This window comes from Halomonas ventosae (genome assembly GCF_004361885.1).
Classification (GTDB): domain Bacteria; phylum Pseudomonadota; class Gammaproteobacteria; order Pseudomonadales; family Halomonadaceae; genus Halomonas; species Halomonas ventosae_C.
The window spans coordinates 46,918-69,256 of record NZ_SNWH01000004.1 but is presented as its reverse complement, the minus strand read 5'-3'; the positions used below and the strand labels follow the sequence as shown (position 1 = coordinate 69,256).

At 66.8% G+C, this 22,339-nt stretch carries 22 protein-coding genes; 14 read left to right on the top strand and 8 right to left on the bottom strand.

Features of this window, described 5'->3' with window-relative positions; translation table 11 throughout:
• The first annotated feature begins 7 nt into the window (after positions 1–7).
• The 9 genes from DFO68_RS04570 to DFO68_RS04530 all read left to right on the top strand — a co-directional run bounded on the left by DFO68_RS04570 (position 8) and on the right by DFO68_RS04530 (position 6,164).
• Positions 8–565, top strand: coding sequence for a KdsC family phosphatase (locus tag DFO68_RS04570; RefSeq protein ID WP_133482505.1), 558 nt, complete (start codon positions 8–10; stop codon positions 563–565).
• 3 nt (positions 566–568) lie between these two features.
• Positions 569–1,153: an LPS export ABC transporter periplasmic protein LptC gene (gene lptC / locus DFO68_RS04565; RefSeq protein WP_133482504.1), complete on the top strand. Its 585-nt coding sequence runs from the start codon at positions 569–571 to the stop codon at positions 1,151–1,153.
• Entirely contained in the window at positions 1,150–1,680 is a 531-nt protein-coding gene (gene lptA, locus DFO68_RS04560) for a lipopolysaccharide transport periplasmic protein LptA (protein WP_133482503.1), read from the top strand. The genes lptC and lptA overlap by 4 nt, the downstream gene beginning before the upstream one ends.
• Positions 1,680–2,405, top strand: coding sequence for an LPS export ABC transporter ATP-binding protein (lptB, locus tag DFO68_RS04555; protein ID WP_133482502.1), 726 nt, complete (start codon positions 1,680–1,682; stop codon positions 2,403–2,405). The genes lptA and lptB overlap by 1 nt, the downstream gene beginning before the upstream one ends.
• Positions 2,406–2,547: 142 nt before the next feature.
• Positions 2,548–3,972 (top strand): RNA polymerase factor sigma-54, encoded by a 1,425-nt coding sequence (locus DFO68_RS04550; protein WP_133482501.1) that lies wholly within the window; start codon positions 2,548–2,550, stop codon positions 3,970–3,972.
• A gap of 156 nt (positions 3,973–4,128) precedes the next feature.
• Entirely contained in the window at positions 4,129–4,437 is a 309-nt protein-coding gene (hpf, locus tag DFO68_RS04545) for a ribosome hibernation-promoting factor, HPF/YfiA family (RefSeq protein ID WP_133482500.1), read from the top strand.
• A 7-nt stretch (positions 4,438–4,444) separates the two neighbouring features.
• Entirely contained in the window at positions 4,445–4,924 is a 480-nt protein-coding gene (gene ptsN / locus DFO68_RS04540; RefSeq protein ID WP_133482499.1) for a PTS IIA-like nitrogen regulatory protein PtsN, read from the top strand.
• Between the two features lie 46 nt (positions 4,925–4,970).
• Positions 4,971–5,891 carry an RNase adapter RapZ gene (rapZ, locus tag DFO68_RS04535; protein ID WP_133482498.1) on the top strand — a complete coding sequence of 307 codons (921 nt, stop codon included), beginning with the start codon at positions 4,971–4,973 and terminating at the stop codon, positions 5,889–5,891.
• Positions 5,892–5,894: 3 nt separating this feature from the next.
• Positions 5,895–6,164, top strand: a complete 270-nt coding sequence (locus DFO68_RS04530; protein ID WP_133482497.1) for an HPr family phosphocarrier protein — start codon at positions 5,895–5,897, stop codon at positions 6,162–6,164.
• 64 nt (positions 6,165–6,228) lie between these two features.
• Here DFO68_RS04530 and pmbA read toward each other — a convergent pair whose 3' ends face one another.
• Positions 6,229–7,569, bottom strand: coding sequence for a metalloprotease PmbA (gene pmbA / locus DFO68_RS04525; RefSeq protein ID WP_133482496.1), 1,341 nt, complete (start codon positions 7,567–7,569; stop codon positions 6,229–6,231).
• A 119-nt stretch (positions 7,570–7,688) separates the two neighbouring features.
• On the opposite strand from pmbA, the gene yjgA reads away from it, so the two are divergent.
• Positions 7,689–8,195, top strand: coding sequence for a ribosome biogenesis factor YjgA (yjgA, locus tag DFO68_RS04520; protein WP_133482495.1), 507 nt, complete (start codon positions 7,689–7,691; stop codon positions 8,193–8,195).
• 158 nt (positions 8,196–8,353) lie between these two features.
• Here yjgA and tldD read toward each other — a convergent pair whose 3' ends face one another.
• From tldD to DFO68_RS04485, 7 genes are read right to left on the bottom strand one after another with little or no spacing between them, the layout of a single operon-like run.
• Positions 8,354–9,808, bottom strand: a complete 1,455-nt coding sequence (gene tldD / locus DFO68_RS04515; protein WP_133482494.1) for a metalloprotease TldD — start codon at positions 9,806–9,808, stop codon at positions 8,354–8,356.
• The gene (locus DFO68_RS04510; protein WP_133482493.1) at positions 9,805–13,653 is read right to left on the bottom strand and encodes a YhdP family phospholipid transporter; all 3,849 of its coding nucleotides are present in this window, start codon (positions 13,651–13,653) and stop codon (positions 9,805–9,807) included. Before DFO68_RS04510 ends, tldD begins: the two co-directional genes overlap by 4 nt.
• A gap of 4 nt (positions 13,654–13,657) precedes the next feature.
• Entirely contained in the window at positions 13,658–15,121 is a 1,464-nt protein-coding gene (gene rng / locus DFO68_RS04505; protein WP_133482492.1) for a ribonuclease G, read from the bottom strand.
• 33 nt (positions 15,122–15,154) lie between these two features.
• A complete protein-coding gene (locus DFO68_RS04500; protein ID WP_133482491.1) occupies positions 15,155–15,772 on the bottom strand; it encodes a Maf family protein in 618 nt (205 codons plus the stop codon).
• 27 nt (positions 15,773–15,799) lie between these two features.
• On the bottom strand, positions 15,800–16,288 hold the full coding sequence (gene mreD, locus DFO68_RS04495; RefSeq protein ID WP_133482490.1) for a rod shape-determining protein MreD: 489 nt from the start codon (positions 16,286–16,288) through the stop codon (positions 15,800–15,802).
• Positions 16,288–17,202 carry a rod shape-determining protein MreC gene (mreC, locus tag DFO68_RS04490; protein WP_279512794.1) on the bottom strand — a complete coding sequence of 305 codons (915 nt, stop codon included), beginning with the start codon at positions 17,200–17,202 and terminating at the stop codon, positions 16,288–16,290. The genes mreD and mreC overlap by 1 nt, the downstream gene beginning before the upstream one ends.
• A 16-nt stretch (positions 17,203–17,218) precedes the next feature.
• Positions 17,219–18,256 (bottom strand): rod shape-determining protein, encoded by a 1,038-nt coding sequence (locus tag DFO68_RS04485; protein WP_133482486.1) that lies wholly within the window; start codon positions 18,254–18,256, stop codon positions 17,219–17,221.
• 181 nt (positions 18,257–18,437) lie between these two features.
• Here DFO68_RS04485 and gatC point away from each other — a divergent pair, with 181 nt between their 5' ends.
• From gatC to DFO68_RS04465, 4 genes are read left to right on the top strand one after another with little or no spacing between them, the layout of a single operon-like run.
• A complete protein-coding gene (gatC, locus tag DFO68_RS04480; RefSeq protein ID WP_133482484.1) occupies positions 18,438–18,725 on the top strand; it encodes an Asp-tRNA(Asn)/Glu-tRNA(Gln) amidotransferase subunit GatC in 288 nt (95 codons plus the stop codon).
• Between the two features lie 51 nt (positions 18,726–18,776).
• Positions 18,777–20,237 carry an Asp-tRNA(Asn)/Glu-tRNA(Gln) amidotransferase subunit GatA gene (gatA, locus tag DFO68_RS04475; RefSeq protein ID WP_133482482.1) on the top strand — a complete coding sequence of 487 codons (1,461 nt, stop codon included), beginning with the start codon at positions 18,777–18,779 and terminating at the stop codon, positions 20,235–20,237.
• Positions 20,237–21,706, top strand: a complete 1,470-nt coding sequence (gene gatB / locus DFO68_RS04470; protein WP_133482480.1) for an Asp-tRNA(Asn)/Glu-tRNA(Gln) amidotransferase subunit GatB — start codon at positions 20,237–20,239, stop codon at positions 21,704–21,706. Before gatA ends, gatB begins: the two co-directional genes overlap by 1 nt.
• A 26-nt stretch (positions 21,707–21,732) precedes the next feature.
• A complete protein-coding gene (locus DFO68_RS04465; protein ID WP_133482478.1) occupies positions 21,733–22,284 on the top strand; it encodes a cupin domain-containing protein in 552 nt (183 codons plus the stop codon).
• Positions 22,285–22,339 lie beyond the last annotated feature (55 nt).

Here is a 22,339-nt window from a genome sequence, read left to right as displayed (position 1 = left end):
AGACATCATGAAACTCGACCCCCCCTTGCTCGACAGCCAACTGGTCGACCGCCTGCGTCACGTCCGCCTGCTCGCCCTAGACGTGGACGGCGTGCTTACCGACGGACGCCTCTACTTCCAGGCCGACGGCGTTGAGATCAAGGCCTTCCACAGCCACGATGGCCATGGCATCAAGCTGGCGCAGCGTGCCGGCATCGTGGTGGCCTTCATCACTGGACGCGACTCGCCGATGGTCAGCCAACGCGCCGCTGCGCTGGGCGTCAAGCATGTCTTCCAGCGGGCCGAGAAGAAGCTCAGCGTGCTGCGCGAACTTTCAAGCCGCCTGGGGCTAGAGCTCGAGCAAGTCGCCTACTGCGGGGACGACATGCCCGACGTGGCCGCCATCCGGCGTGCCGGGGTCGGCATCAGCGTGCCCGACGCACCGGCCTATATCCGCAAGCAAGCCGACTGGGTCACCGAGGCCGCGGGCGGGCATGGCGCAGTGCGCGAGATCTGCGACACCCTGCTCCAGACCCAGGGGCATTGGGATGCAGTGCTCGACACCTACCTGCATGGCGCAACCTGACCCATGCGCCTGCCACGCCCCGGCTTTCATACCGGCCTGATACTACTATTGCTGCTGCTGGGCGGCGGACTGGCAGTGCTAGACCTGCGCAACACCCCGCCTATCGGACCCATCCCCGGCGACACGACCGGCGAGCCAGACTACTACCTGGAAGACGCACAACTGACCCGCTTCGATGCCCAGGGGCGTCCCCACCAGCGGCTCGATACCCCGCGCCTGTCCCACACACCACACGATGACATCACCCGCCTCGAGCGACCGCAGGGACGGCTGCTGGACAATACAGGACGGGTCTGGCTAGTCAGCAGTGCGCGCGGCACCCTTGGAGCAGGCGGCAACCCGCTAACCCTCTCCGGCGAGGCGCGACTGCTGGCCCCTGCCGAGCGCTGGCAGCTCGATACCGAAGTGCTTCACTTCGACGCCGACAGCGGCCATGCCTGGAGCGACACCCCGGCGCTACTGCGCCAGCCACCCCAGTGGATGCGCGGCGAGCGCTTCGATGCCTGGATCAATGACAACCGCGCCCGGCTGACCGACAATGTGCGCGGTTACCATCCGCCCGCCACCCGCGAGGAACCCGAGTCATGACGCGACACACCTTCGCCCCCCTGCTGACCCTCGGCATCATCGGCCTGTTGCTGGGCAGCGCCCCGGTGCTGGCCCTCAAGGGTGATGCCAGCGCCCCCATTGAGGTTGAGGCTGACCGCCTCGATCTCGACGAACGTGCCGGTACCGCCGTCTATACCGGCGACGTGGACATCCGCCAGGGCAGCATGCGACTGACCGGGGCCCGAGTGGAAATACAGCGTAACGACCAGGGCCAGCTGGCTCGCGCCTCCGCCACCGGCGAGCGCGCCTACATCGAGCAGAAGCCCGCCCCGGATGAACCCCTGGTGAAAGGCTGGGGACGCACCATCGTCTACCACGTCGCCGAGCGGCGTATCGAGATGATCGACCGGGCCGAACTGCACAAGGGCGACAACACCTTCGTCGGTGGCTACCTGGAATACTTTCTCGACCGTCGCGTGGTCCAGGCTCGTGCCGAGGCCGAAGGTGTCGAAGAGCGCCAACGCGTGCGCATGACGCTCGACCCCGAGCAGCAAGGCGCTCAGTGATGAAGACCCTGAGCGCTCACCATCTGGCCAAGAGCTACAAGCAACGTCGGGTGGTGCAGGACATCAGCCTGTCCATCAAACAGGGACAAATCATCGGGCTACTCGGCCCCAACGGCGCCGGCAAGACCACCTCGTTCTACATGATCGTCGGCCTGGTGCGCGCCGATGCCGGGAACGTGCGTATCGACGATCTCGACCTCTCCACGGCGGCCATGCATGAGCGGGCACGGGCGGGTATCGGCTATCTGCCCCAGGAAGCCTCGATCTTCCGCAAGCTGTCAGTCGCCGACAACATCATGGCGATTCTCGAGACACGCAAGGATCTCGACCGCGACGCGCGCCGCACTCGACAGGAGCAACTGCTCGAGGACTTCCACGTGACGCATATCCGCAACAACCTCGGCATGAGCCTCTCCGGGGGAGAACGTCGCCGGGTGGAAATCGCCCGGGCGCTGGCCACCGAGCCGCTCTTCATCCTCCTCGACGAACCCTTTGCCGGTGTCGACCCCATCTCGGTGGGCGAGATCAAGGGTATCATCCGCCAGCTCAAGGCCCGCGAGATCGGCGTGCTGATCACCGACCACAATGTCCGCGACACCCTCGACATCTGCGACTCCGCCTACATCGTCGGCGATGGGCGCATCATCGCCGAAGGCAATGCCGAGGCGATACTTGCCGATCAGCGGGTCCGCGAGGTCTACCTGGGCGAAGACTTCCGCCTCTGAGCGCACTCAGCGATCATGTTTGCCAGCGTTAGGAAATGGCATGGAGATTACTGTGGCACGGTTATTGCTAGATGCATGCTTGCAACGCCTCGGCAGCAGGGACTAGGCTGAGGGTTTTCGGCAAACCGAGGGCGCTGATTTCATGACCATGAAGGCGTCTCTGCAACTACGCGTCGGCACCCAGCTGACCATGACCCCTCAGCTGCAGCAGGCCATCGCGCTGCTGCAGCTCTCGACCCTGGACCTGCAACAGGAGATCCAGCAGGCACTGGAATCCAACCCCATGCTCGAGGTCGAGGATGACTTCGGCGAGCAGGCGGTGAACGAGGCGACCGACGAAGCGTGGGCCAGCGAGATTCCCGACCAGCTCAGCACCGACAGCGACTGGTCTGACACCTACCAGGACCTCGGCACCGCGCCCACCGGTGGCAGTGGCGAGGGCCCGGACTTCGAGCGCCAGGCATCGGGCCAGAGCCTCCAGGGCCACCTGGCCTGGCAGCTGGCCATGACTGACCTGAACGAGCGCCAGCAGCGCATCGCCGAAAGTCTGATCGACAGCGTCAACGGCGATGGCTACCTGACCCAGCCGCTGGAGGAGATCCGCGACGGCCTTCGTGCCCAGGATCTCGGGGATCTCCAGACGCGCGAAGTGGAGCAAGTGCTGCTGCGCCTGCAGCAGTTCGAGCCTACCGGCGTCTTTGCCCGCGACCTGCGCGAGTGCCTGATGCTGCAACTAGCGAACCAGCCCGAGACCACTGCGCTGCTGCCGCAGGCGCGCCGCCTGGTACGCCAGTTCCTCGAGGCGCTCGCCGGCGACGACCGCCGCCTGCTCAAGCGCCGCCTCGGCCTCGATGACAGCGCCCTGGACAGCGTGATCGCGCGGGTGCGCTCGCTGGACCCGCGCCCCGGCAGCGGCTTCGCCGACAGCGACAACGCCTACGCCATACCCGACCTGATCGCTCGCCACAGCCGAGAGGGCTGGCGGGTGGAGCTCAACTCGGAGGCCATGCCGCGACTGCGTATCCAGCCCGATTATCCCGCACTGATCCGCCGGGGCGACAAGAGCGAGGACAACCAGTTTCTCAAGGACCGCCTGCAGGAGGCCCGCTGGCTGATTAAGAGCCTCTCCAGCCGCAACGATACGCTGCTGCGGGTGGGTCGAGAGATCATCGCGCGTCAGCTCGACTTCCTGGAGCATGGCGAGGAGGCGATGAAACCGCTGATCCTGGCCGACATCGCCCAGGCAGTGGAATTGCATGAGTCGACTATCTCGCGAGTCACCACCCAGAAGTTCATCCACACGCCGCGCGGCATGTTCGAGCTCAAGTACTTCTTTTCCAGCCAGGTGGGAGGGGCCAGCGGCGAGAGGGACGCCCATTCCAGCACCGCCATCCGCGCCCACATCCGCAAGCTGATCCAGGACGAGCCCGCGCGCAAGCCGCTTTCTGACAGCAAGCTGGTCACGCTGCTCGACGAGGCCGGGATCCGTGTCGCACGGCGCACGGTCGCCAAGTACCGCGAAGCGATGAATATCCCCTCCTCCAGCGAACGCAAGCGGCTGCGCTGAGTGCCCTGACACCAGCTTGACGCGGCGCTTGCGTCAGGCGCAAGCAGTTGAAATGACATCGGTCATCTGCCTCTTCCATGCCCCGGCGGAGGGGCTATGCAGAACAGCAAAAAGGGTTACAATCGACCTACAACCCAGAAGAGCAAGGAGCATGTCATGCAAGTCAATATCACCGGACACCATGTGGAACTGACCGACGCTCTGCGTGACTATGTACAAGATAAGCTCGCCCGCATTGAGCGCCACTACGACAACATCACCACCGTGCAGGTCACCCTCTCCGTGGAGAAGGAGCGCCAACAAGCCGCCTGCACGCTGCATGCTGCCGGTGCCGAACTGCATGCCGAAGCCATGGACAACGACATGTACGCGGCCATCGATGCGCTGGCCGACAAGATCGATCGCCAACTGGTCAAGCACAAGGAAAAGGCCCAGGCCCGCGCCCAAGGCGCCGGCGCTCGTTGATTCCGTCATGACACTGGACGCCATCCTTCCCCCCGAGCGCACCCTCTTCGACGTACCGGGGGGAAGCAAGAAGCGAGTGCTGGAGTTCTTCAGCACCTTCATCGCCCAGAACACGCCTAGCCTCGACAGCCAGGAGGTCTTCAGCCGGCTGATCGGCCGCGAGCGACTGGGCAGTACCGGCATCGGCAACGGGGTTGCCATACCCCATGCCCGCAACCCGCACTGCAAGGCCCCCATCGCCGGCTTCCTCAAGCTCAATGAGCCAGTGGATTTCGACGCCATCGACGGCGAGCCGGTCGATCTAGTGTTCGTGCTAGTGGTGCCGGAGGAGGCCGATGAGGCCCATCTGGCCCTGCTCGGCCAGGTCGCCGGCGTAATGAACGATGCCGATACCCGTGCCAGGCTGCGCCAGAGTACCAGCCAGCGCGAACTTCACGAGCGCCTCATTGAGGCGATCCGACGACAGGCTTCGGCCGGCAGCCAGTGAAGCTATCCGCTGACCTGCCGGGACATGCCACGATCAGGAGACCCGCATGCAGTTAGTGATCATCAGTGGCCGGTCGGGGTCCGGCAAGTCGATCGCGCTGCAGGCGCTGGAGGATCTAGGCTACTACACCATCGACAATCTGCCGGCGATGCTGCTGGGACCGCTCATCGATGAACTCCAGGCGAGCCGCTCGCTACGCTCGTCGATCGCCGTCAGCATCGATGCCCGCAACCTGCCCGACGCCCTGGAGCGCTTTCCTGAATTGCTCGAGGAGTTACGCGGGCGCCAGGTGGAGTGCCAAGTGATCTACCTGACCAGCGATGTGCGGATTCTCCTCGAACGCTTCTCGCAAACCCGCCGCCGCCATCCACTGACCCGCGGCAGCGACATGACCCTCGCCGAAGCCATCGATACCGAGGAGCAGTCGCTGTCCGGGATCCGCGACCTCGCCGACCTGGTGATCGACACCACGCGGCTCTCGGTGCATGAGCTTCGCAGCCGTATCACCGACCAGGTCGCCAGCCATCGAGCCGAGCGCATGACCCTGACCGTGGAGTCCTTCGGCTTCAAGCGTGGCGTGCCGCTGGATGCCGACATCGTCTTTGATGCTCGCTGTCTACCCAACCCCTACTGGGATCCGGCACTGCGCGATGCCACGGGACGCGACCCCCGCATCATCGCCTTCCTCGACAGCTACCCCGTCGTCGGCGAGATGCTCGACGACATCCTCGCCTGGATGGAGCGCTGGCTGCCGCACTATCAGGCCAGTCAGCGCAGCTACCTCACCGTGGCCATCGGCTGCACTGGCGGCCAGCACCGCTCGGTCTACCTGGCCGAGCGCCTCGCCGACCGGCTGGCGAGCCGGCAGGACGGGGTGCGGCTGCGCCATCGCGAACTGGGCGTACAGCTCACCCTGCCTGCCGCTCGAGAACTGGCCGAAGACAGCCCTGCAACACAAGGAAGCTGACGCGTGCCGAGTCGCAAGCTGACCCTCACCAACCGGCGTGGCCTGCATGCCCGCGCCGCCACCAAGCTGGTGCAGTGCTGCCAGCCATTCGATGCCCGGGTCAGCGTATACCGCGGAGACCAGCAGGCCGATGCCAGCAATATTATGTCGTTGCTGATTCTCGCGGCCCCCTGCGGCACCGAGCTTGAGATCTGCACCGAAGGCGAAGAGGCCGAGGAAGCCCTGGAAGCGATCACCCAGCTCTTCGAGGCCCGCTTCGAGGAAGATAGCTGAACCCGAGACAAGCCTATGGCTGGGAAGCGAGCGCTCTTGCTGCGCGTGGCGGCCCAGGGCCGGCTTAGCCGCCGGCCACCATCATCTCGTCGATCAGCCAGCTGCCGGTATGGATGCTGCCGCGGGTGTCAGTATCGTCGCCGACACCGAGCAGGCCTCGGAACATGGCTTCCAGGTTACCGGCGATGGTGAATTCCTCCACTGGATACCGGACCTCGCCCTCCTCAACCCAGAAACCGGCCGCCCCGCGCGAGTAATCACCGGTCACGCCATTGACCCCTTGTCCCATCAGCTCAGTGACCAGCACGCCGCGGCCCATCCGGGAAAGCAGGGCTTCACGGCTCTCCAGCGGTGCAGTAATGCGCAGGTTGCGCGCGCCGCCGGCGTTGCCGGTGGTCTCAAGGCCCAGCCGCCGGGCACTGTAGGCCGAGAGCATGTAGCTGGCCAGTCGGCCATCGCGCACGAAGACGTTGTCGCGCGTCTGCACCCCGTCGCCATCGAATGGCGAACTCGCCATGGCGCCGACCTCCATGGGCCGTTCGCCAAGGCTGAACCACTCGGGAAATAGCGGAGTATCGAGCCGATCGCACAGGAAAGACGCCTGGCGATACAGAGCTCCCCCGGCGATGGCCCCCATCAGGTGACCGATCAGGCCACTGGCGAGGCTCGGGTCGAAGAGCACCGGCATGCGCCCAGTGGCCGGTCGCCGGGCGCCCAGGCGACTCAGGGTTCGCCGGGCGGCGCTCTCGCCCACCGCTTCGGCGGCGACCAGATCACTGGGCGCACGCGCACTGGTGTAGTCGTAGTCGCGCTGCATGCCGCTCTCATCCTCGGCGATCAGCATGCAGGAGAGCGAGTGGCGGCTGCCACGCTGGCTGCCCAGAAAGCCGTGACTGTTGGCATAGACGCGCACCCCCTCGCCGCTTGAGAGACTGGCGCCATCGGAGCTCTTGATCCCCGCCATGCCGCGTCCGGCCGACTCGCAGCGCAGCGCCAAATCAGTCGCCTCTTCGATGGTCAGCGGCCAGGGATGATGCACATCGAGGTCTGGCAGTTGGGTGGCCATCAAGCGCGCATCGGCCAGTCCCGCGGCAGGATCCTCGCCGGTGTGCCGGGCGATTGCCACGGCCTTCTCGACCACCGCGCGCAGCGAGGTCTCGCTGGCATCGCTGGACGAGGCGCTGCCCTTGCGCTGCCCCACATAGACGGTCACAGCGATCCCCTGGTCACGGGACAACTCGACCGTCTCCACCTCGCCCTCGCGAACGCTGACGCCGACGCCCTGGTCGACGCTGGCCCCCACCTCGCAGGCATCGGCGCCCAGCCGATGGGCCAGCTCCACGGCCATCCGGGCGCGACTCTCCAGCAGCGTCTGCTGCGCGCTAGCATCGAAAGCCTGTGTCATGAATGTTTCTCCTCACTCGGCCGGCAATGGGCCGGCCCTGTCGATAGTGCATTGTCCAGCCGCGTGCTGCAGGCTGATATACTAGCGTTCCAATCGATCCCGACTGACGTGGAACCGGCATGACCCAGGAAGAGCTCTCAGCGGCCGACGAGCGGCCCAGCAAGTCCCAGCTCAAGCGCGAGATGCAGGCCCTGCAACAGCTCGGCGAGCAGATCATCGCTATGAGCGACGCCCAGCGCGCCCGCTTCCCGCTCTCCGATGACCTGCTACGCGCCATCGAGGAGACCGGGCGCATCAAGGCCCGCGAGGCGCGCCGACGGCACATGCAGTATGTCGGCAAGCTGATGCGCGGCGAGGACCTCGACGGCATCCAGGCAGTGTTCGCCGAGATCGACAGCGAGACGCTGCGTCGTGACCATGCCTTCCACCGTCTCGAGGGGTGGCGCGACCGGCTGATCGCCGAAGGCGACGCGGCCGTGGAGGCCTTTATCGACGACTATCCCGACGCCGACCGTCAGGCGCTGCGCCAGCTGATTCGCAATGCTCGCCGCGAGCGGGAGCAGGACAAGCCCCCGACCAACGCTCGCCGACTCTTCCGGCTGATTCGCGATACCGCGGGCTTATAAGCCTGATGCCTCTTGGGGGCTGATCCGGCGGCAGGCCGACGAGGAGGCGCTGTGAACCCTTCCTTGGGCGCTACCGATGCCATCCCTGGCATAGGACCTCCTCTTTGGCCTGCCCCCGGCGCCCCTCGCTTCACTTAGCGATAGTGGCGATCTCTGCCTCAAGACTGCGTCCCACCCACGGTCAGTTCGTCGAGCTTGAGCGTCGGCTGGCCCACGCCTACCGCCACGCCCTGCCCCTCCTTGCCGCAGACGCCGATGCCGGTATCGAGCTGCAGGTCGTGGCCGATCATCGAGACCCGGCCCATGGCCTCGGGACCATTGCCGATCAGCGTCGCGCCCTTTACCGGCGCGGTGATCTTGCCGTCCTCGATCAGGTAGGCCTCACTCGCCGAGAAGACGAACTTGCCCGAGGTGATGTCCACCTGGCCGCCGCCGAAGCTCAGCGCATAGAGCCCGCGCTTCACGCTCTTCAGGATGTCCGCCGGGTCATCGCTGCCAGCGCGCATGTAGGTGTTGGTCATGCGCGGCATCGGCAAATGGGCGAACGATTCGCGCCGCGCGTTGCCGGTGGGCGCCATGCCCATCAGCCGGGCGTTGAGCTTGTCCTGCATGTAGCCGGTCAGGATGCCGTCCTCGATCAGGGGAGTACTCTGGCCTGGGGTTCCCTCGTCGTCGATAGAGAGCGAGCCACGCCGGTCGGCGAGGGTGGCATCGTCGACCACGGTGACGCCAGGCGAGGCAACCCGTTGGCCAATCCGCCCGGCGAAGGCCGAGCTGCCCTTGCGGTTAAAGTCCCCTTCCAGGCCGTGGCCTACCGCCTCATGGAGCAGGATGCCCGGCCAGCCTGGTCCCAGCACCACCGGCATCTGGCCGGCCGGTGCCGCAACGGCCTCGAGGTTGACCAGCGCCTGTCGCACCGCCTCCTCGGCATAGCGCTCGGCGACGTTCTCGTCGCGCAGCCGCGCCATGGCGTAGCGGCCGCCCCCGCCGGCGCTGCCCCGCTCGCGGCGGCCATTGCGCACCGCGATCACGCTGACGTTGAAGCGCACCAGCGGGCGGATATCCGCCGCCAGGGTGCCGTCGCTGGCTCGCACCAGCACCACCTCGTGGACCCCGCTGAGCGAGGCGCTAACCTGGGACACGGCAGGGTCAGCCGCCCGCGCCACCCGGTCGGCGAGCTTGAGCATGGCGATCTTGTCCTCGGCAGACAGGCCGCTGAGCGGGTCGATCCCGGCGTAGCGGGCCTGGCTGGCCATGGCCACGCCAGGCGCCACCGCCAGCCGCTCGCCGCGGCGCACGATGCCCGCAGCAGTGCGTCCGGTCTCGGCCAAGGCCTCGGCGGTGATCTGGTTGGAATAGGCAAAGCCGGTCTTCTCGCCGGCCAAGGCGCGCACTCCAACGCCACCGTCGATGTTGTAGCTGGCCTCCTTGACCTCGCCATCCTCCAGCACCCAGCCCTCGTGCCAGCTGCGCTGGAAGTAGAGGTCGGCATAGTCGATGCCCCGACCCATGGCGTGGCCGAGCCCGCCATCCAGGGCCGCGAGATTAAGGCCACCGGGCGTCAGCAGGACAGCGGTGGCCTCGTCGAGCATGGCGTGAGTCTGTGATGTCATTCGGCATTTTCCAGAGAGATCCGCGGCGAGGTCCAGGGGCCCTTCACGCGGTAGTGTATTCGGGTCACGCGGTCGATGGCGTCGCCGAACAGCTTGTCGGCAACGAACAGCGCACCACCCACCACCGGGGCGCCAGCCAGTACCGCTGCCAGCGGCAGGTTGTTGCTTACCGGCACTGTGACGGTCAGGCGCTGGTCGAGTTCCCGTCGCGCCAGGTCAACACTGCCGTCCAGGGTGAAGCGGCTTGCCGGCCCTTCGATCTCCACCGGCCCACGGGTTTCCAGGACACCACCATACAGCGTCGCGGCACCGCTGACACGATCGAAAGCCGTCCCCTGACCGGTGACATCGGAGAAATCAAGCCTCAGCCGGCGCAGCAGGTTGTCGACGTTGAGCAGGCCGACGACCCGCGCCGAGGGGGAATCGATGTTGACGAAACGACCATCGCGCAAGGTCATCTCGAGACTGCCCCGGGAGCGGACCAGGGCGAACTGCCAGGGGGCTCCCGGCCAGGCCAGCTGGCTTTTCACCCGGGTCTCGGCGCTGCGCACGGCCACCTGCTGTCCCAGCGCGGCCAGGGCCGTGCCCAGATCGCCGCCGTCCAGATCGAGCCGCGCCCGGGTCAGGCTATCGCCGGCGCCGGTCGCCTCCCAGGTCAGGTTGCCATGGGCACTGATCTGGCCCAGGGTCAGACCCAGCGGCTCGACAGACAACCGATCGGCCGACGAGCGCCAATATCCGTTGAAGGGCCCAAGGCGCTGCCCCTGCCAGGCGAGCTCGGCGATGCGCAGCCGACCATTTGGCACGGCCGCTAGCCACGACGGCAGGGGGGCCGCCTCGGAGGGGACATCGAGCTCTTCCATCAACTGGCCACTCTCGCTGACCGGCGCCACCAAGGGATCCAGCGCCAGCCGTTCCAGGGCAATGTCCAGCGCCGCGGCCTGCGCGGGTCGATAGACGAGGTGACCGTTGGCCAGGCTGCCGCCCAGATCCAGTTCCCAGCCCCCGTCGCGGGGGCCGCCCTCCAGCACCAGCGACCCCAGGCAGCGCGACTGCAACTCAAGGCAATCGCTACGAATGGCCAGCGACGCCAGCGCCGACGGGGCGGAAAGGCCTATCGAGCCCCGGCCACCCTCGGCGATCAGCGTTGACAAGGCCCGCACCCAGTCGGCCACCGGCAGGCGCGGCTGGTAGACGTCGACACTCCAGCCGGGCCCGCGCGGCCAAGCGTCCGGCCGCCGGCCCAGCCAGACCTGCCCCTGTTCGGCGGCGTCTTCCCGTTCGCGCCAGCGCAGACCCAGCCGCTCGCCCAGGCGAGCCTCGAGGCGGCCACCGGTCAAGTCGAACGTCAGTTGCAGCGGCAGGCGGTCCTCACGGCGCTTGCCGAGGGGCTCCGGCAGCGCGATGGCCAGGCCTTGCAGGCCGCTTTCCAGGTGCAACGAGGTGTCCTGCTCGTCGATGGTCAACCGCCCCCGCCAGGGCAGCTGGCCCTCAAGCATACTGCCCAGGCCCGGCATGCCACTCCACTCGGCGATGGCCTGGGCGTTGGCCGTGCCGGAGAGGTCGACCCCACCACCCTGGGTATCGATCTCGCTCGTTACCGACCCGCCCAGCAGGTGCCCGGCCAGGCGACCCTTCAGCTCACCCTCATCGCCGCGCTGATGCCAGGCGAGAGGCCCCATCAGGTCACGAAATACCAGCTGCAGGGGAGCATGGGAGAGCCTCGGGAAGTCCACCCGGGTGGCGATGTCCAGTGCCAGGGAGTCAGGCTCGTCCAGGGTCATGGATAGCGCCAGGCTACCGGTAGCCCGGCCTTCGCCCTGCCAGGGCGCCACTGCCGACATTCCCTCGACGGGCAGCGCCATCAGGTAACGGCGCAGCGCCTCGGCGGAAGCCTCGAGCTCGCCACTGACGGTGAGCCGCTCATCGGCCAGACGGACCTCGCCATCGTGGGCCTCGACCCCCAGGCTCTCGGCGTGATCGACTTGCGCGGTCAAGGTCTCATCGACCAGTTGCAGCCGCCCGCTGACGGCCTCGAGGCGCGGCCAGCCGGGCGCGACCGGCAGGCGACCCTCCGCCACAGCCAGATCCATTTGCAGGGATGGCGCAACCTGCTTGCCCTCCCCGCTCAAGGGCAGATGAAGGCGCACCTCACCCTCGGTCACGCGGCCGGCCACCCCGCTGGCCAGCCAATCGTTGAGCGCGGGGTCAAGCGCGCCTACCGGCAACCAGTCGATCAGCGGTGTGCCGATGGCATCCACGTCTTGCAGATCGAGTTGCAGACCGAAGCCACCGTGCCGCCCTCCCCCCACCGAGAGGCCGAAACTCCCCTCGACATGGGCACCGTTCCAGTCGAGCGCGAGGTCGCGCCCACTGACGAAACTACGTGGGCCATCATAGGCCCAGTTGATGATCCCGCTGGCACGGCTGAGCGCCATGGGCGAATCGAACAGCTGGGGAAAGTACAGGCGGCTGTCGCGGCCGACAAACTCGACATGGCCCCGCAGGTCACGCGAGGTGATCCAGATATCCAGAGGACCCACGCCGGGGGCATGCTCCCAGGCAGACACCGCCACCTCCCTGGCCGAGGCTCGGGCGAGCCACTCGCCACCCTCACGGCCTAGCCGAAAGCCAGTAACGCGTCCTCGCGGGTCCAGGCTATCGATCACCCGCACCAGGGCCTCGGGCAGCGGTAGCCGGTCGCGCCAGGCGGCCAGCGCGCCGAGGTCGAACTCGCTGGTGGTGAGCCACCAGCCATCCTCGCGGCTGCGCGCGTGCCAATAATGGGGCACCTCCGGGCCGCTAGCTGCCTGGATACGCTTGCCCTCGGGATGGGTTCCGTCGGCACTGCGCGCATCGCCTTCGAGCCAGGCCTGCCAGCCCGAGGCATCGCGCAGCCATTGGCCACGCGCCGTGACACGATGGAGCACGATGGCCGGGGGCGCCTCCTCAGTGGCGGATGGAGGCTGCCCCAGGGTCAGCAGGGGGGCGTCGATGTCGAGGCGCAAGTCGGCCAGGCGCCCGCTCTGCCAGCGGCCCCAGAGGCGCGCATCGCCACTGGCGGCCTCCAGGCGCAGGACGTCGCCAACGCCCAGTACGCTGGAAAGCCCCACCAGGCTATCGAGACGCATGTCCGCCTGCAGGGCGGCACTGAAGTCACGCAACCCCGTAGGACCCGGTACCACTTCCATTACCATCTGGATGGCCTGACCGCCTTGCCCCTCTACCCGCACCTTGCCCTCCAGATGAGTACGCCGGGCATCCCCGGTCATCACCAGCCGAGGGGCCGTAAGCACGGTGCGCTTCTGCTGGCCATGCAGCACCAGGCTGACCTGCTCGGCCCAGGCGCTCTGACGCAGCAGCATGCCGACCCAGAAGTCGAGGCGCTCGAGGTCGAACTCGCCCTCGAGAACCAGCTCGGAGGGAAGCTCCGCAGGGCCTGGCCAGCGCCAGCGCCCGTTCGCCTCCTGGTAGAGATGCACGGTCACGTCTTGCACTCGGGCATCCGCCACCACCGGTATCCCGGCGGCGAGGCTGGCGAGGCTGTCCAGGCGCAGCTGCGCCTGCTCCACCTCGAGCAGTGGCACATTGCCCGTGGCGTTTCGGGAGCGAATCTGCAGGCCGGAAATCACCAGCTGGGGGTCGTAGCGCGGCAGGCCGACCGTCAGTCCTTCGAGCTCCACCACCGCATTGAAGCGCGCCGAGAGCAACTGCTCCAGGCGCGGCGCCTGCTCCTCGAGCACGAACGGCACCAAGCGCAGTACCAGGGTCAATGCAGCCAGCACGGCTAGCAGCACTGCCGACAGCGTCAATAACCAGCGAAGCACCAGGCGGGTCAGGGACATAGGCTCACATCAGCACGATGTCGTACTGCTCTTGGGAGTAGTGGGTTTCCACCTGGAAGCGGATCGGCTTGCCGATGAACTTCTCCAGATCAGCCACGGCGGCGGACTCCTCGTCGAGCAGGCGATCCACCACCGCCTGGGAGGCCAGCACGGTATAGGTCTCGGCGCTGTAGGCACGATCCTCGCGCAGGATCTCGCGGAAGATCTCGTAGCAGACCGACTCCGGGGTCTTGAGGGTGCCGCGACCGGCACATACGGGACAAGGCTCGCACAGCGTCTGCTCGAGACTCTCGCGGGTGCGCTTGCGAGTCAGCTGGACGAGGCCCAGTTCGGTGACCCCGGTGCATTTGGTTCTGGCGTGGTCGCGCTCCAGCGACTTCTCGAGCATGCGCAACACCTGGCGCTGATGCTCAGTGTCCTCCATGTCGATGAAGTCGATGATGATGATGCCGCCGAGGTTGCGCAGTCGCAGCTGGCGGGCGATCACCGTGGCGGCCTCGAGGTTGGTCTTGAAGATTGTCTCCTCGAGGTTGCGATGACCCACGTAGCCACCGGTATTGACGTCGATAGTGGTCATCGCCTCGGTGGGATCGATGACCAGATACCCGCCCGACTTGAGCTGCACCTTGCGCCCCAACGCCTTCTGGATTTCATCCTCAACGCTGAACAGGTCGAAGATCGGCCGCTCGCCGGCATAGTGCTCGATGCGCTCCACCGCGGTGGGCATGAACTCCTCGGCGAACTCGAGCAACTTGACGTAGTTTTCCCGGGAGTCGATGCGCACCTTCTCGATGTCGTCACGCATCACATCACGCAGGGTGCGCATGAACAGCGGCAGGTCATCGTAGATCACGCCGGGGGCCGAGGTGGTCAGCATGCGCTCGCCAACCCGCCGCCACAGGCGCAGCAGGAAGGCCATGTCGGCGGCGAGCTCCTCAACCCCGACACCCTCGGCGGCGGTGCGCACGATGAAGCCGCCGGTGACCTCCACCGACTGCTCAAGGCCAGCCGCCTCGACCAGGCCGCGCAGGCGTTCACGCTCCAACTCGTCCTCGATGCGCTGGGAGACGCCGTGGTGGGGTGAATCGGGCATGTAGACCAGGTAACGCGAGGGTATCGAGAGGTGGGTGGTGAGCCGCGCTCCCTTGGAGCCGATAGGGTCCTTGGTGGCCTGCACCACCAGGGTCTGGCCCTCATGGAGCAGCTGTGCAATAGAGACCTGGTCGTCGCCCGGGGTCGCAGCTGGCATCACTTCGTGGGCGTGTATGAAGGCAGCGCGGTCCAGGCCGATATCGACGAAGGCAGCCTGCATCCCCGGCAGCACACGCACCACCTTGCCCTTGTAGATATTGCCGACGATACCGCGGCGACGGGCTCGCTCGATGAAGGCCTCCTGCAGCACGCCGTTCTCCACCACGGCGACACGGGTTTCCATCGGCGTCAGGTTGATGAGTACTTCACCGCTCATGCGGAAGTCCTTGTCCAGAAGAGTTTGCCGCCATTATGACATAGGGCATGAGCTGGGGCCGATCGGCAGCGCCCCGTTCCAGAGCAGCACGCCCTGCTGGCTCAGCAGGTTGGCGGTCTCGAACAGCGGCAGGCCCACCACTGCCGAATGGCTGCCCTCGATGCGCTCGACGAACACCGCGGCCAGGCCCTGGATGGCGTAGCCGCCGGCCTTGTCCGCCGGCTCGCCGGTGGCCCAGTAGGCGGCAAGCTCCGTCTCGCTGATCGCACGCAAATAAACACGGGTGGCCACGCAGGCCGTCAGCAGCCCGGCAGGGCCGCTGACGGCCACGCCGGTGAGCACCTCGTGGGCACGTCCAGCAAGTCCGCGCAGCATGCTCGCGGCCTGTTCGGCGCCCGCCGGCTTGCCGAGGATCGCGCCATCACAGACCACCGCGGTATCCGCGCCCAGAATGGGCAGCGTGGAAAAGGGGGCACCGGCCAGCGCCTTCTCCCAGGCCAGGCGGACCACATAGTCATGGGCGGCCTCGTCGGCTCGCGGCGTCTCGTCAATGTTGACGGGGCGCACCTCGACGGCGACGCCGATCGTAGCGAGCAGCTCGCGTCGGCGTGGCGAGGCCGACGCCAGGCAGAGCACGGGATCGTAAGTCATGACAGCTCCGCGGCGTAGGGCAAGTGGTCAATGGCGAGCGAGGCGGCGCCCCAGTGCCTCAAACAGGGTGGTTAGCCAGGGCCAGAGCAGTGCCCCGATCAGCGAAGACAGCAGGAACGAGAGGTGCATGGCGAAGGGGCCGAACAGGGCCCTGAGCCATTGCTCGGCCACCTGGACCATACCCAGCAGCACGAAGATCAATAGCGCCTGCTGGATCAGCGAGTAGGCCCGGAAACGGGGATAGACCAGGGCGCAGAGGAAGGCCAGCAGCGACAACAGCAGGGCGTTGTGCCCCAGCGGGGTGCCTTCGATGAGATCCATCAGCAAACCCAGCACGAAACCGTGAAAGACGCCGACCCGCTGTGGCTCGTGCATGTACCAGTAGATCAGCATCAGGCCCAGCCAGTCCGGGCGCCACACCTGCCAGCCATCGGCGAGCGGCATGACCTGCAGGCACAGGGCCAACAGCAGGGTCAGCCAGATCCACAGCAGGTTAGCAGGCGGAGACGTGGCCATCAGGGCGACTCCTGGTTGGTCGCCGAGGTGCCAAGACCAAGAGCCGCCTCGAGGGCCGGGGCAGCCAGCTCTCCCTCGGCAGGGGCTGCGGGAAGGGCAGGTGGAAACAGCAGCAGGAAGTGCCGTGAACGCTGCAGCTGCGCCACCGGCTCGGCGGTGACATGGGCAAAGGGCTCGCCCGGGTCATGGATCACCGCCGAGACCCGAGCCACCGGATAGCCGGGCGGGAAACGCTTGCCCAGCCCCGAGGTGGTCAGCAGGTCGCCCTGGCGGATGTCGGCGGTGTCGGGCACATGGGTGACGTTGAGGGCATCGTAGCTACCCACCCCCTGGAGGATGAAGCGCAGCCCGTTGCGATTGACCTGCACTGGCAGGGCATGACTGGCATCGGAGAGCAGCAGCACGCGGCTGGAGTAGGCTGAGGTGGCAATGACCTGCCCGACCAACCCCGAGGCATCCAGCACCGGCTGACCCACATAGACCCCATCCCGGCGACCACGATCGACGACCATCTGATGGGTGAAGGGGTCGGGGTCCAGCGAGAGTAGCTCGGCGGTGATATAGGGCATGTCGCGCTGGCGGGTGGCGTCGAGCAACTCGCGTAACCGCACGTTCTCAGCGGTCAGGCTGGCCATGCGCTGCACACGGTGCGATAGCGTGAGAATCTGCTCGCGCAGGCGGCGATTTTCATCCACCAAAGCCCGTTGTTCGGAGAGTGCCAGCGAGGCCCAGTTAAGAACGTCGCTGGGCAGGCTGACCAGCCACTGGATCGGTGCCACCAGCGTGGAGAGCTGGGTTCGCACCGGTTCCATGCGAGTGAAGCGCGTATCGGCAAACATCAGCACCGACGCCAGAACCACGCACAGCAACATGCGATAGCCCGGCAGCGGTCCATTCGAGAACAGCGGCTTGATAGGGCATCCCCCCGAGTCAATCGCTGGAAAGCAGCTCGAAGGTGTGCTGGTCGATCATCTCCAGAGCCTTGCCGCCGCCGCGGGCCACACAGGTCAGCGGATCCTCGGCGACGATCACCGGCAGCCCGGTCTCCTCGGCGATCAGCTTGTCGAGGTCGCGTAGCAGCGCCCCGCCACCGGTGAGCACCAGGCCGCGCTCGGCGATGTCGGAGGCGAGTTCCGGCGGCGACTGCTCGAGGGCGCTCTTCACCGCGGCGACGATGGAGCCCAGCGTCTCCTGGAGGGCATCGAGGATCTCGTGGGAATTGAGCGTGAAGCTGCGCGGGATGCCCTCGGCCAGGTTGCGGCCGCGCACGTCGATCTCGCGCAGCTCGCCGCCCGGGTAGGCGCAACCGATCTCTTCCTTGATCCGCTCGGCGGTGGCCTCGCCGATCAGGCTGCCATAGTGGCGGCGCACGTAGGCGGTGATCGCCTCGTCGAAACGGTCACCGCCGACACGGATGGATTCCGAGTAGACCACGCCGTTAAGCGAGATGATGGCGATCTCGCTAGTGCCGCCGCCGATGTCGACAACCATCGAACCCTGGGCTTCTTCCACCGGCAGGCCGGCGCCGATGGCAGCCGCCATGGGCTCCTCGATCAGAAACACCTCGCGGGCCCCGGCACCCTCGGCGGACTCCTTGATGGCACGCCGTTCGACCTGGGTCGACATGCAGGGCACACAGACCAGCACCCGGGGACTCGGGGTCATGAAGGTGCTCTGATGCACCTTGCGGATGAAGTACTGCAGCATCTGCTCGGTGACGGTGAAGTCGGCGATCACGCCATCCTTCATCGGGCGGATGGCGGTGATGTTGCCAGGAGTGCGCCCCAGCATGCGTTTGGCATCGGCTCCCACCGCGGCCACGCTGCGCATGTTGCCAGACTGGCGAATCGCCACCACCGATGGCTCATCGAGCACGATGCCGCGACCGCGGACATAAATCAGCGTATTGGCCGTCCCCAGATCGATCGACAGATCGCTGGAAAACAGCCCCCTCAAGCGTTTGAACATGGAGTCGTTACCTAGTGCAGTCCGGGAACCCAGTGCGGAGGCAAACGGTATCACCGCGGCCCCCCGGCAGCAAGCAAAGTCCCGCGGCGCGCGGCATTCCCGGACCTGCCCGCGAGGCGGAGGATGTGGTACCTTTTGCGGTCATTTCCCAGATTCCACTCCCTGTCGAGGATATCCGATCATGGCGCTTGAACACGCAGACGTTCTCAGGGCCGCCCACCTGGCCCGGCTCGGCTTGGACGACGACGAAGCCGCCCACTATCTGGATGACCTGGGTCATATCCTGACGATGGTCGACCAGCTCCAGAGCCTGGATACCGAGGGGGTCGCCCCCTTGGCCCACCCCCTGGAGACCACCCAGCGGCTGCGCGCCGACGAGGTCACCGAGAGCGACCAGCGCGAGCGTTTCCAGCGCTGTGCGCCGGCGGTGGAACAGGGCCTCTATCTGGTTCCGCGGGTCGTCGAATGACCCGTGCCACTCCCATCTGTTTCCGGCAAGCCATCACGGAGCCCAGGGCCCATGCATGACACAACTCTGACGGCACTCGCCGCCGGGCTCGCCGCCGGCGAGTTCTCCAGCCGCGAGCTCACCCAGGCGCTGCTCGCGCGCATCGAGCGCCTCGACGGCGAGCTCAACAGCTTTATCACCCTCACCGCCGAGCAGGCGCTCGAGGCTGCCGACCAGGCCGATGCCGCCCGCGCCGCCGGCAACGCCGGCCCGCTAACCGGCGTGCCCCTGGCCCTCAAGGACCTCTTCTGCACCGAAGGTGTCAGGACCAGTGCCGGCTCGAAGATGCTCGACACCTTCGTGGCTCCCTACGACGCCACCGTGGTCGAGAAGCTCAAGGCCGCCGGTACGGTGAGCCTGGGCAAGACCAACATGGACGAGTTCGCCATGGGCTCCTCCAACGAGAACAGCTTCTACGGGGCGGTGCATAACCCCTGGCACCGCAACGCCGTGCCGGGTGGCAGCTCCGGGGGCAGCGCCGCCGCGGTGGCCGCCGGCCTGGTACCTGCCGCCATGGGCACCGACACCGGCGGCTCGATCCGCCAGCCGGCCGCCTTTTGCGGCATCACCGGCTTGAAGCCCACCTATGGACGGGTGTCGCGCTACGGCATCATCGCCTACGCCTCGAGCCTCGACCAGGCTGGCCCCATGGCGCGCACTGCCGAGGACTGTGCCCGCCTGCTCACCGCCATTGCCGGCCATGACCTGCGCGACTCCACCAGCGTGGCTCGCGGGGTGCCCGACTACACCCAGGAGCTCGACGCCCCCCTGGCCGGGCTGAGGATCGGCCTGCCCCGCGAATACTTCGGCGAGGGCCTCGACCCGGCGGTGGAACGCGCCGTGCGCGAGGCGATCGGCGTCTTTGAGACGCTGGGCGCCACGCTGCGCGAGGTCAGCCTGCCGCACACCCACTACGCCATCCCGGCCTACTACGTCATCGCCCCGGCGGAGGCCTCCTCCAACCTGGCACGCTACGACGGTGTGCGCTTCGGCCACCGCTGCGATGCCCCCGCGGATCTCACCGACCTCTACAAGCGCTCGCGGGCCGAGGGCTTCGGCGAGGAGGTCAAGCGGCGCATCCTGATGGGCACCCACACCCTCTCCGAGGGCTTCTTCGATGCCTACTACAAGAAGGCCCAGCAGGTGCGCCGGCTGATCCGCCAGGACTTCCTCGACGCCTTCGACGAGGTCGACGTGCTGATGGGCCCCACCTCGCCGACCCCGGCCTTCGACCTGGGGGCGAAGAAGGATCCCGTGTCGATGTATCTGCAGGACATCTACACCATCGCCATCAACTTGGCAGGCATCCCCGGGATCAGCGTGCCGGCCGGCTTCGTGGGCGGCCGCCCCGTGGGCCTACAGATACTCGGCACCCACTTCGCCGAGGCGCGGCTACTCAACGTCGCCCACCAGTTCCAGCAGGCCACCGACTGGCACCTGCGTCGGCCCGCTATCGCCGAGGAGACCCTGTGATGCAATGGGAAACCGTGATCGGGCTGGAGGTCCACGTCCAGCTCGCCACCAAATCGAAGATCTTCTCCGGTGCCTCCACCGCCTTTGGCGCCGAGCCCAACAGCCAGGCCTGCGCCGTCGACCTGGGGCTGCCCGGCGTGCTGCCAGTGCTCAACGAGCAAGCCGTGGCCATGGCCGTGCAGTTCGGACTGGGGATCCACGCCGAGATTCCCGAGGTCTCGGTGTTCGACCGCAAGAACTACTTCTACCCCGACCTGCCCAAGGGCTATCAGACCAGCCAGATGTATCACCCTATCGTCGGGCCCGGCGAGGTGGAGATCACTCTGGAGGATGGCAGTACCAAGGCCGTCCGGGTGCATCACGCCCACCTGGAGGAGGATGCCGGCAAGTCGCTGCACGAAACCTTTGCCGACGGCAGGGGCCACGCCATGACCGGCATCGACCTGAATCGCGCCGGCACACCGCTGCTGGAGATCGTCTCCGAGCCGGACATGCGCTCGGCCAGGGAGGCCGCGGCCTACCTCAAGGCGATCCACTCGATCGTCACTTACCTGGGCATCTCCGATGGCAACATGGCCGAGGGCTCGATGCGCTGCGACGTCAATGTGTCGGTGCGCCCGCGCGGCCAGGCAAGCTTCGGCACCCGCGCCGAGATCAAGAACGTCAACTCCTTCCGCTTCGTCGAGCGCGCCATCGAATTCGAGGTGGAGCGCCAGATCGAGCTGCTCGAGGATGGCGGCGAGGTGATCCAGGAGACCCGCCTGTTCGACCCCGAGCGCGACGAGACCCGCAGCATGCGCACCAAGGAGCAGGCCAACGACTACCGCTACTTTCCCTGCCCCGACCTGCTGCCGGTGGTGCTCGACCGCGCCTATGTCGACCACCTGCGCGACACCCTGCCGGAGCTGCCCGCTGCCAAGCGCGCCCGTTTCCAGGATGAACTGGGGCTCTCTGCCTACGACGCCGGGGTGCTCTCGGCGAGCCGCGAGATGGCCGAGTACTTCGAGGCGGTCAAGGAGGTCTGCGGCGATGCCAAGCTGGCCGCCAACTGGGTCCAGGGCGAGCTCTCCGGCGCCCTGAACCGCGAGGGCCTGCCGATCCAGGACAGTCCGGTCTCGGCGACCCAGCTTGGCGAGCTGGTCAGTCGGGTGATGGATGACACCATCAACGGCAAGGCCGCCAAGCAGGTCTTCCAGGCGCTGTGGAACGGCGAAGGGCAGTCCGCCGACGAGGTGATCGAGGCCAAGGGGCTCAAGCAGGTCACCGACAGCGGCGCCATCGAGGCGATGATCGACCAGGTGATCGCCGACAGCCCCGCCCAGGTGGCCCAGTACCGGGACGCCGAGCCGGACAAGCGCGGCAAGATGATCGGCTACTTCGTCGGCCAGGTGATGAAGGCCTCGCGGGGCACCGCCAACCCCCAGCAGGTCAACGCCCTGCTGAAAGAGAAGCTCGACGCGTTGTGCTGAGCCCGCGCTGAGGGAAGGAGAACCGGATGTCGGATGATGTCGGCGCGAGACTGCGCGCCCTGCGCACCCTGAAGGGCATCTCCCAGCGCGAGCTGGCCAAGCGCTGCGGGGTCACCCACTCCAGCCTGTCGCTGATCGAGCAGGGCAAGGTGAGCCCCTCGGTCAGCTCGCTGAAGAAGATCCTCGACGCCATTCCCATGAGCGTCGGGGACTTCTTCACCATGGACCTGGAGAGTCGCAACCAGGTGTTCTATTCGGTCGACGAGCTGGCCGACGTGGGCTCGGGTGATGTCATCTACAAGCTGGTAGGCGCCAACCGCGCCAGCCGCGCCCTGGCCTTCATGATCGAGACCTATCCGCCCGGGGCCGACACCGGCCGCGAGATGATCGCCCACCAGGGCGAGGAGGCCGGGGTGGTGCTGGAGGGCGAGATCGAGATCACCATCGGCGCCGACACCCGGGTGCTGAGCCCCGGCGAGGCTTACTACTTCGAGACCAACGTGCCCCACCGCTTCCGTAATCCCGGCCGCGAACCCTGCCGGCTGGTCAGCTGCGCCACCCCGGCGCGAGCGTTCTGAACCAACGCTGCAGGACGTCTTGATCATCTCTATCTCCTCGCAAAGCGAACCAGGC

What these genes read in the sequence shown, in the direction of transcription:
- DFO68_RS04570 (WP_133482505.1), top strand. Translation starts at nt 8, where the DNA reads ATGAAACTCGACCCCCCCTTGCTCGACAGCCAACTGGTCGACCGCCTG.
- lptC (WP_133482504.1), top strand. Translation starts at nt 569, where the DNA reads ATGCGCCTGCCACGCCCCGGCTTTCATACCGGCCTGATACTACTATTG.
- lptA (WP_133482503.1), top strand. Translation starts at nt 1,150, where the DNA reads ATGACGCGACACACCTTCGCCCCCCTGCTGACCCTCGGCATCATCGGC.
- lptB (WP_133482502.1), top strand. Translation starts at nt 1,680, where the DNA reads ATGAAGACCCTGAGCGCTCACCATCTGGCCAAGAGCTACAAGCAACGT.
- DFO68_RS04550 (WP_133482501.1), top strand. Translation starts at nt 2,548, where the DNA reads ATGACCATGAAGGCGTCTCTGCAACTACGCGTCGGCACCCAGCTGACC.
- hpf (WP_133482500.1), top strand. Translation starts at nt 4,129, where the DNA reads ATGCAAGTCAATATCACCGGACACCATGTGGAACTGACCGACGCTCTG.
- ptsN (WP_133482499.1), top strand. Translation starts at nt 4,445, where the DNA reads ATGACACTGGACGCCATCCTTCCCCCCGAGCGCACCCTCTTCGACGTA.
- rapZ (WP_133482498.1), top strand. Translation starts at nt 4,971, where the DNA reads ATGCAGTTAGTGATCATCAGTGGCCGGTCGGGGTCCGGCAAGTCGATC.
- pmbA (WP_133482496.1), bottom strand. Translation starts at nt 7,569, where the DNA reads ATGACACAGGCTTTCGATGCTAGCGCGCAGCAGACGCTGCTGGAGAGT.
- yjgA (WP_133482495.1), top strand. Translation starts at nt 7,689, where the DNA reads ATGACCCAGGAAGAGCTCTCAGCGGCCGACGAGCGGCCCAGCAAGTCC.
- tldD (WP_133482494.1), bottom strand. Translation starts at nt 9,808, where the DNA reads ATGACATCACAGACTCACGCCATGCTCGACGAGGCCACCGCTGTCCTG.
- DFO68_RS04510 (WP_133482493.1), bottom strand. Translation starts at nt 13,653, where the DNA reads ATGTCCCTGACCCGCCTGGTGCTTCGCTGGTTATTGACGCTGTCGGCA.
- rng (WP_133482492.1), bottom strand. Translation starts at nt 15,121, where the DNA reads ATGAGCGGTGAAGTACTCATCAACCTGACGCCGATGGAAACCCGTGTC.
- DFO68_RS04500 (WP_133482491.1), bottom strand. Translation starts at nt 15,772, where the DNA reads ATGACTTACGATCCCGTGCTCTGCCTGGCGTCGGCCTCGCCACGCCGA.
- mreD (WP_133482490.1), bottom strand. Translation starts at nt 16,288, where the DNA reads ATGGCCACGTCTCCGCCTGCTAACCTGCTGTGGATCTGGCTGACCCTG.
- DFO68_RS04485 (WP_133482486.1), bottom strand. Translation starts at nt 18,256, where the DNA reads ATGTTCAAACGCTTGAGGGGGCTGTTTTCCAGCGATCTGTCGATCGAT.
- gatC (WP_133482484.1), top strand. Translation starts at nt 18,438, where the DNA reads ATGGCGCTTGAACACGCAGACGTTCTCAGGGCCGCCCACCTGGCCCGG.
- gatA (WP_133482482.1), top strand. Translation starts at nt 18,777, where the DNA reads ATGCATGACACAACTCTGACGGCACTCGCCGCCGGGCTCGCCGCCGGC.
- gatB (WP_133482480.1), top strand. Translation starts at nt 20,237, where the DNA reads ATGCAATGGGAAACCGTGATCGGGCTGGAGGTCCACGTCCAGCTCGCC.
- DFO68_RS04465 (WP_133482478.1), top strand. Translation starts at nt 21,733, where the DNA reads ATGTCGGATGATGTCGGCGCGAGACTGCGCGCCCTGCGCACCCTGAAG.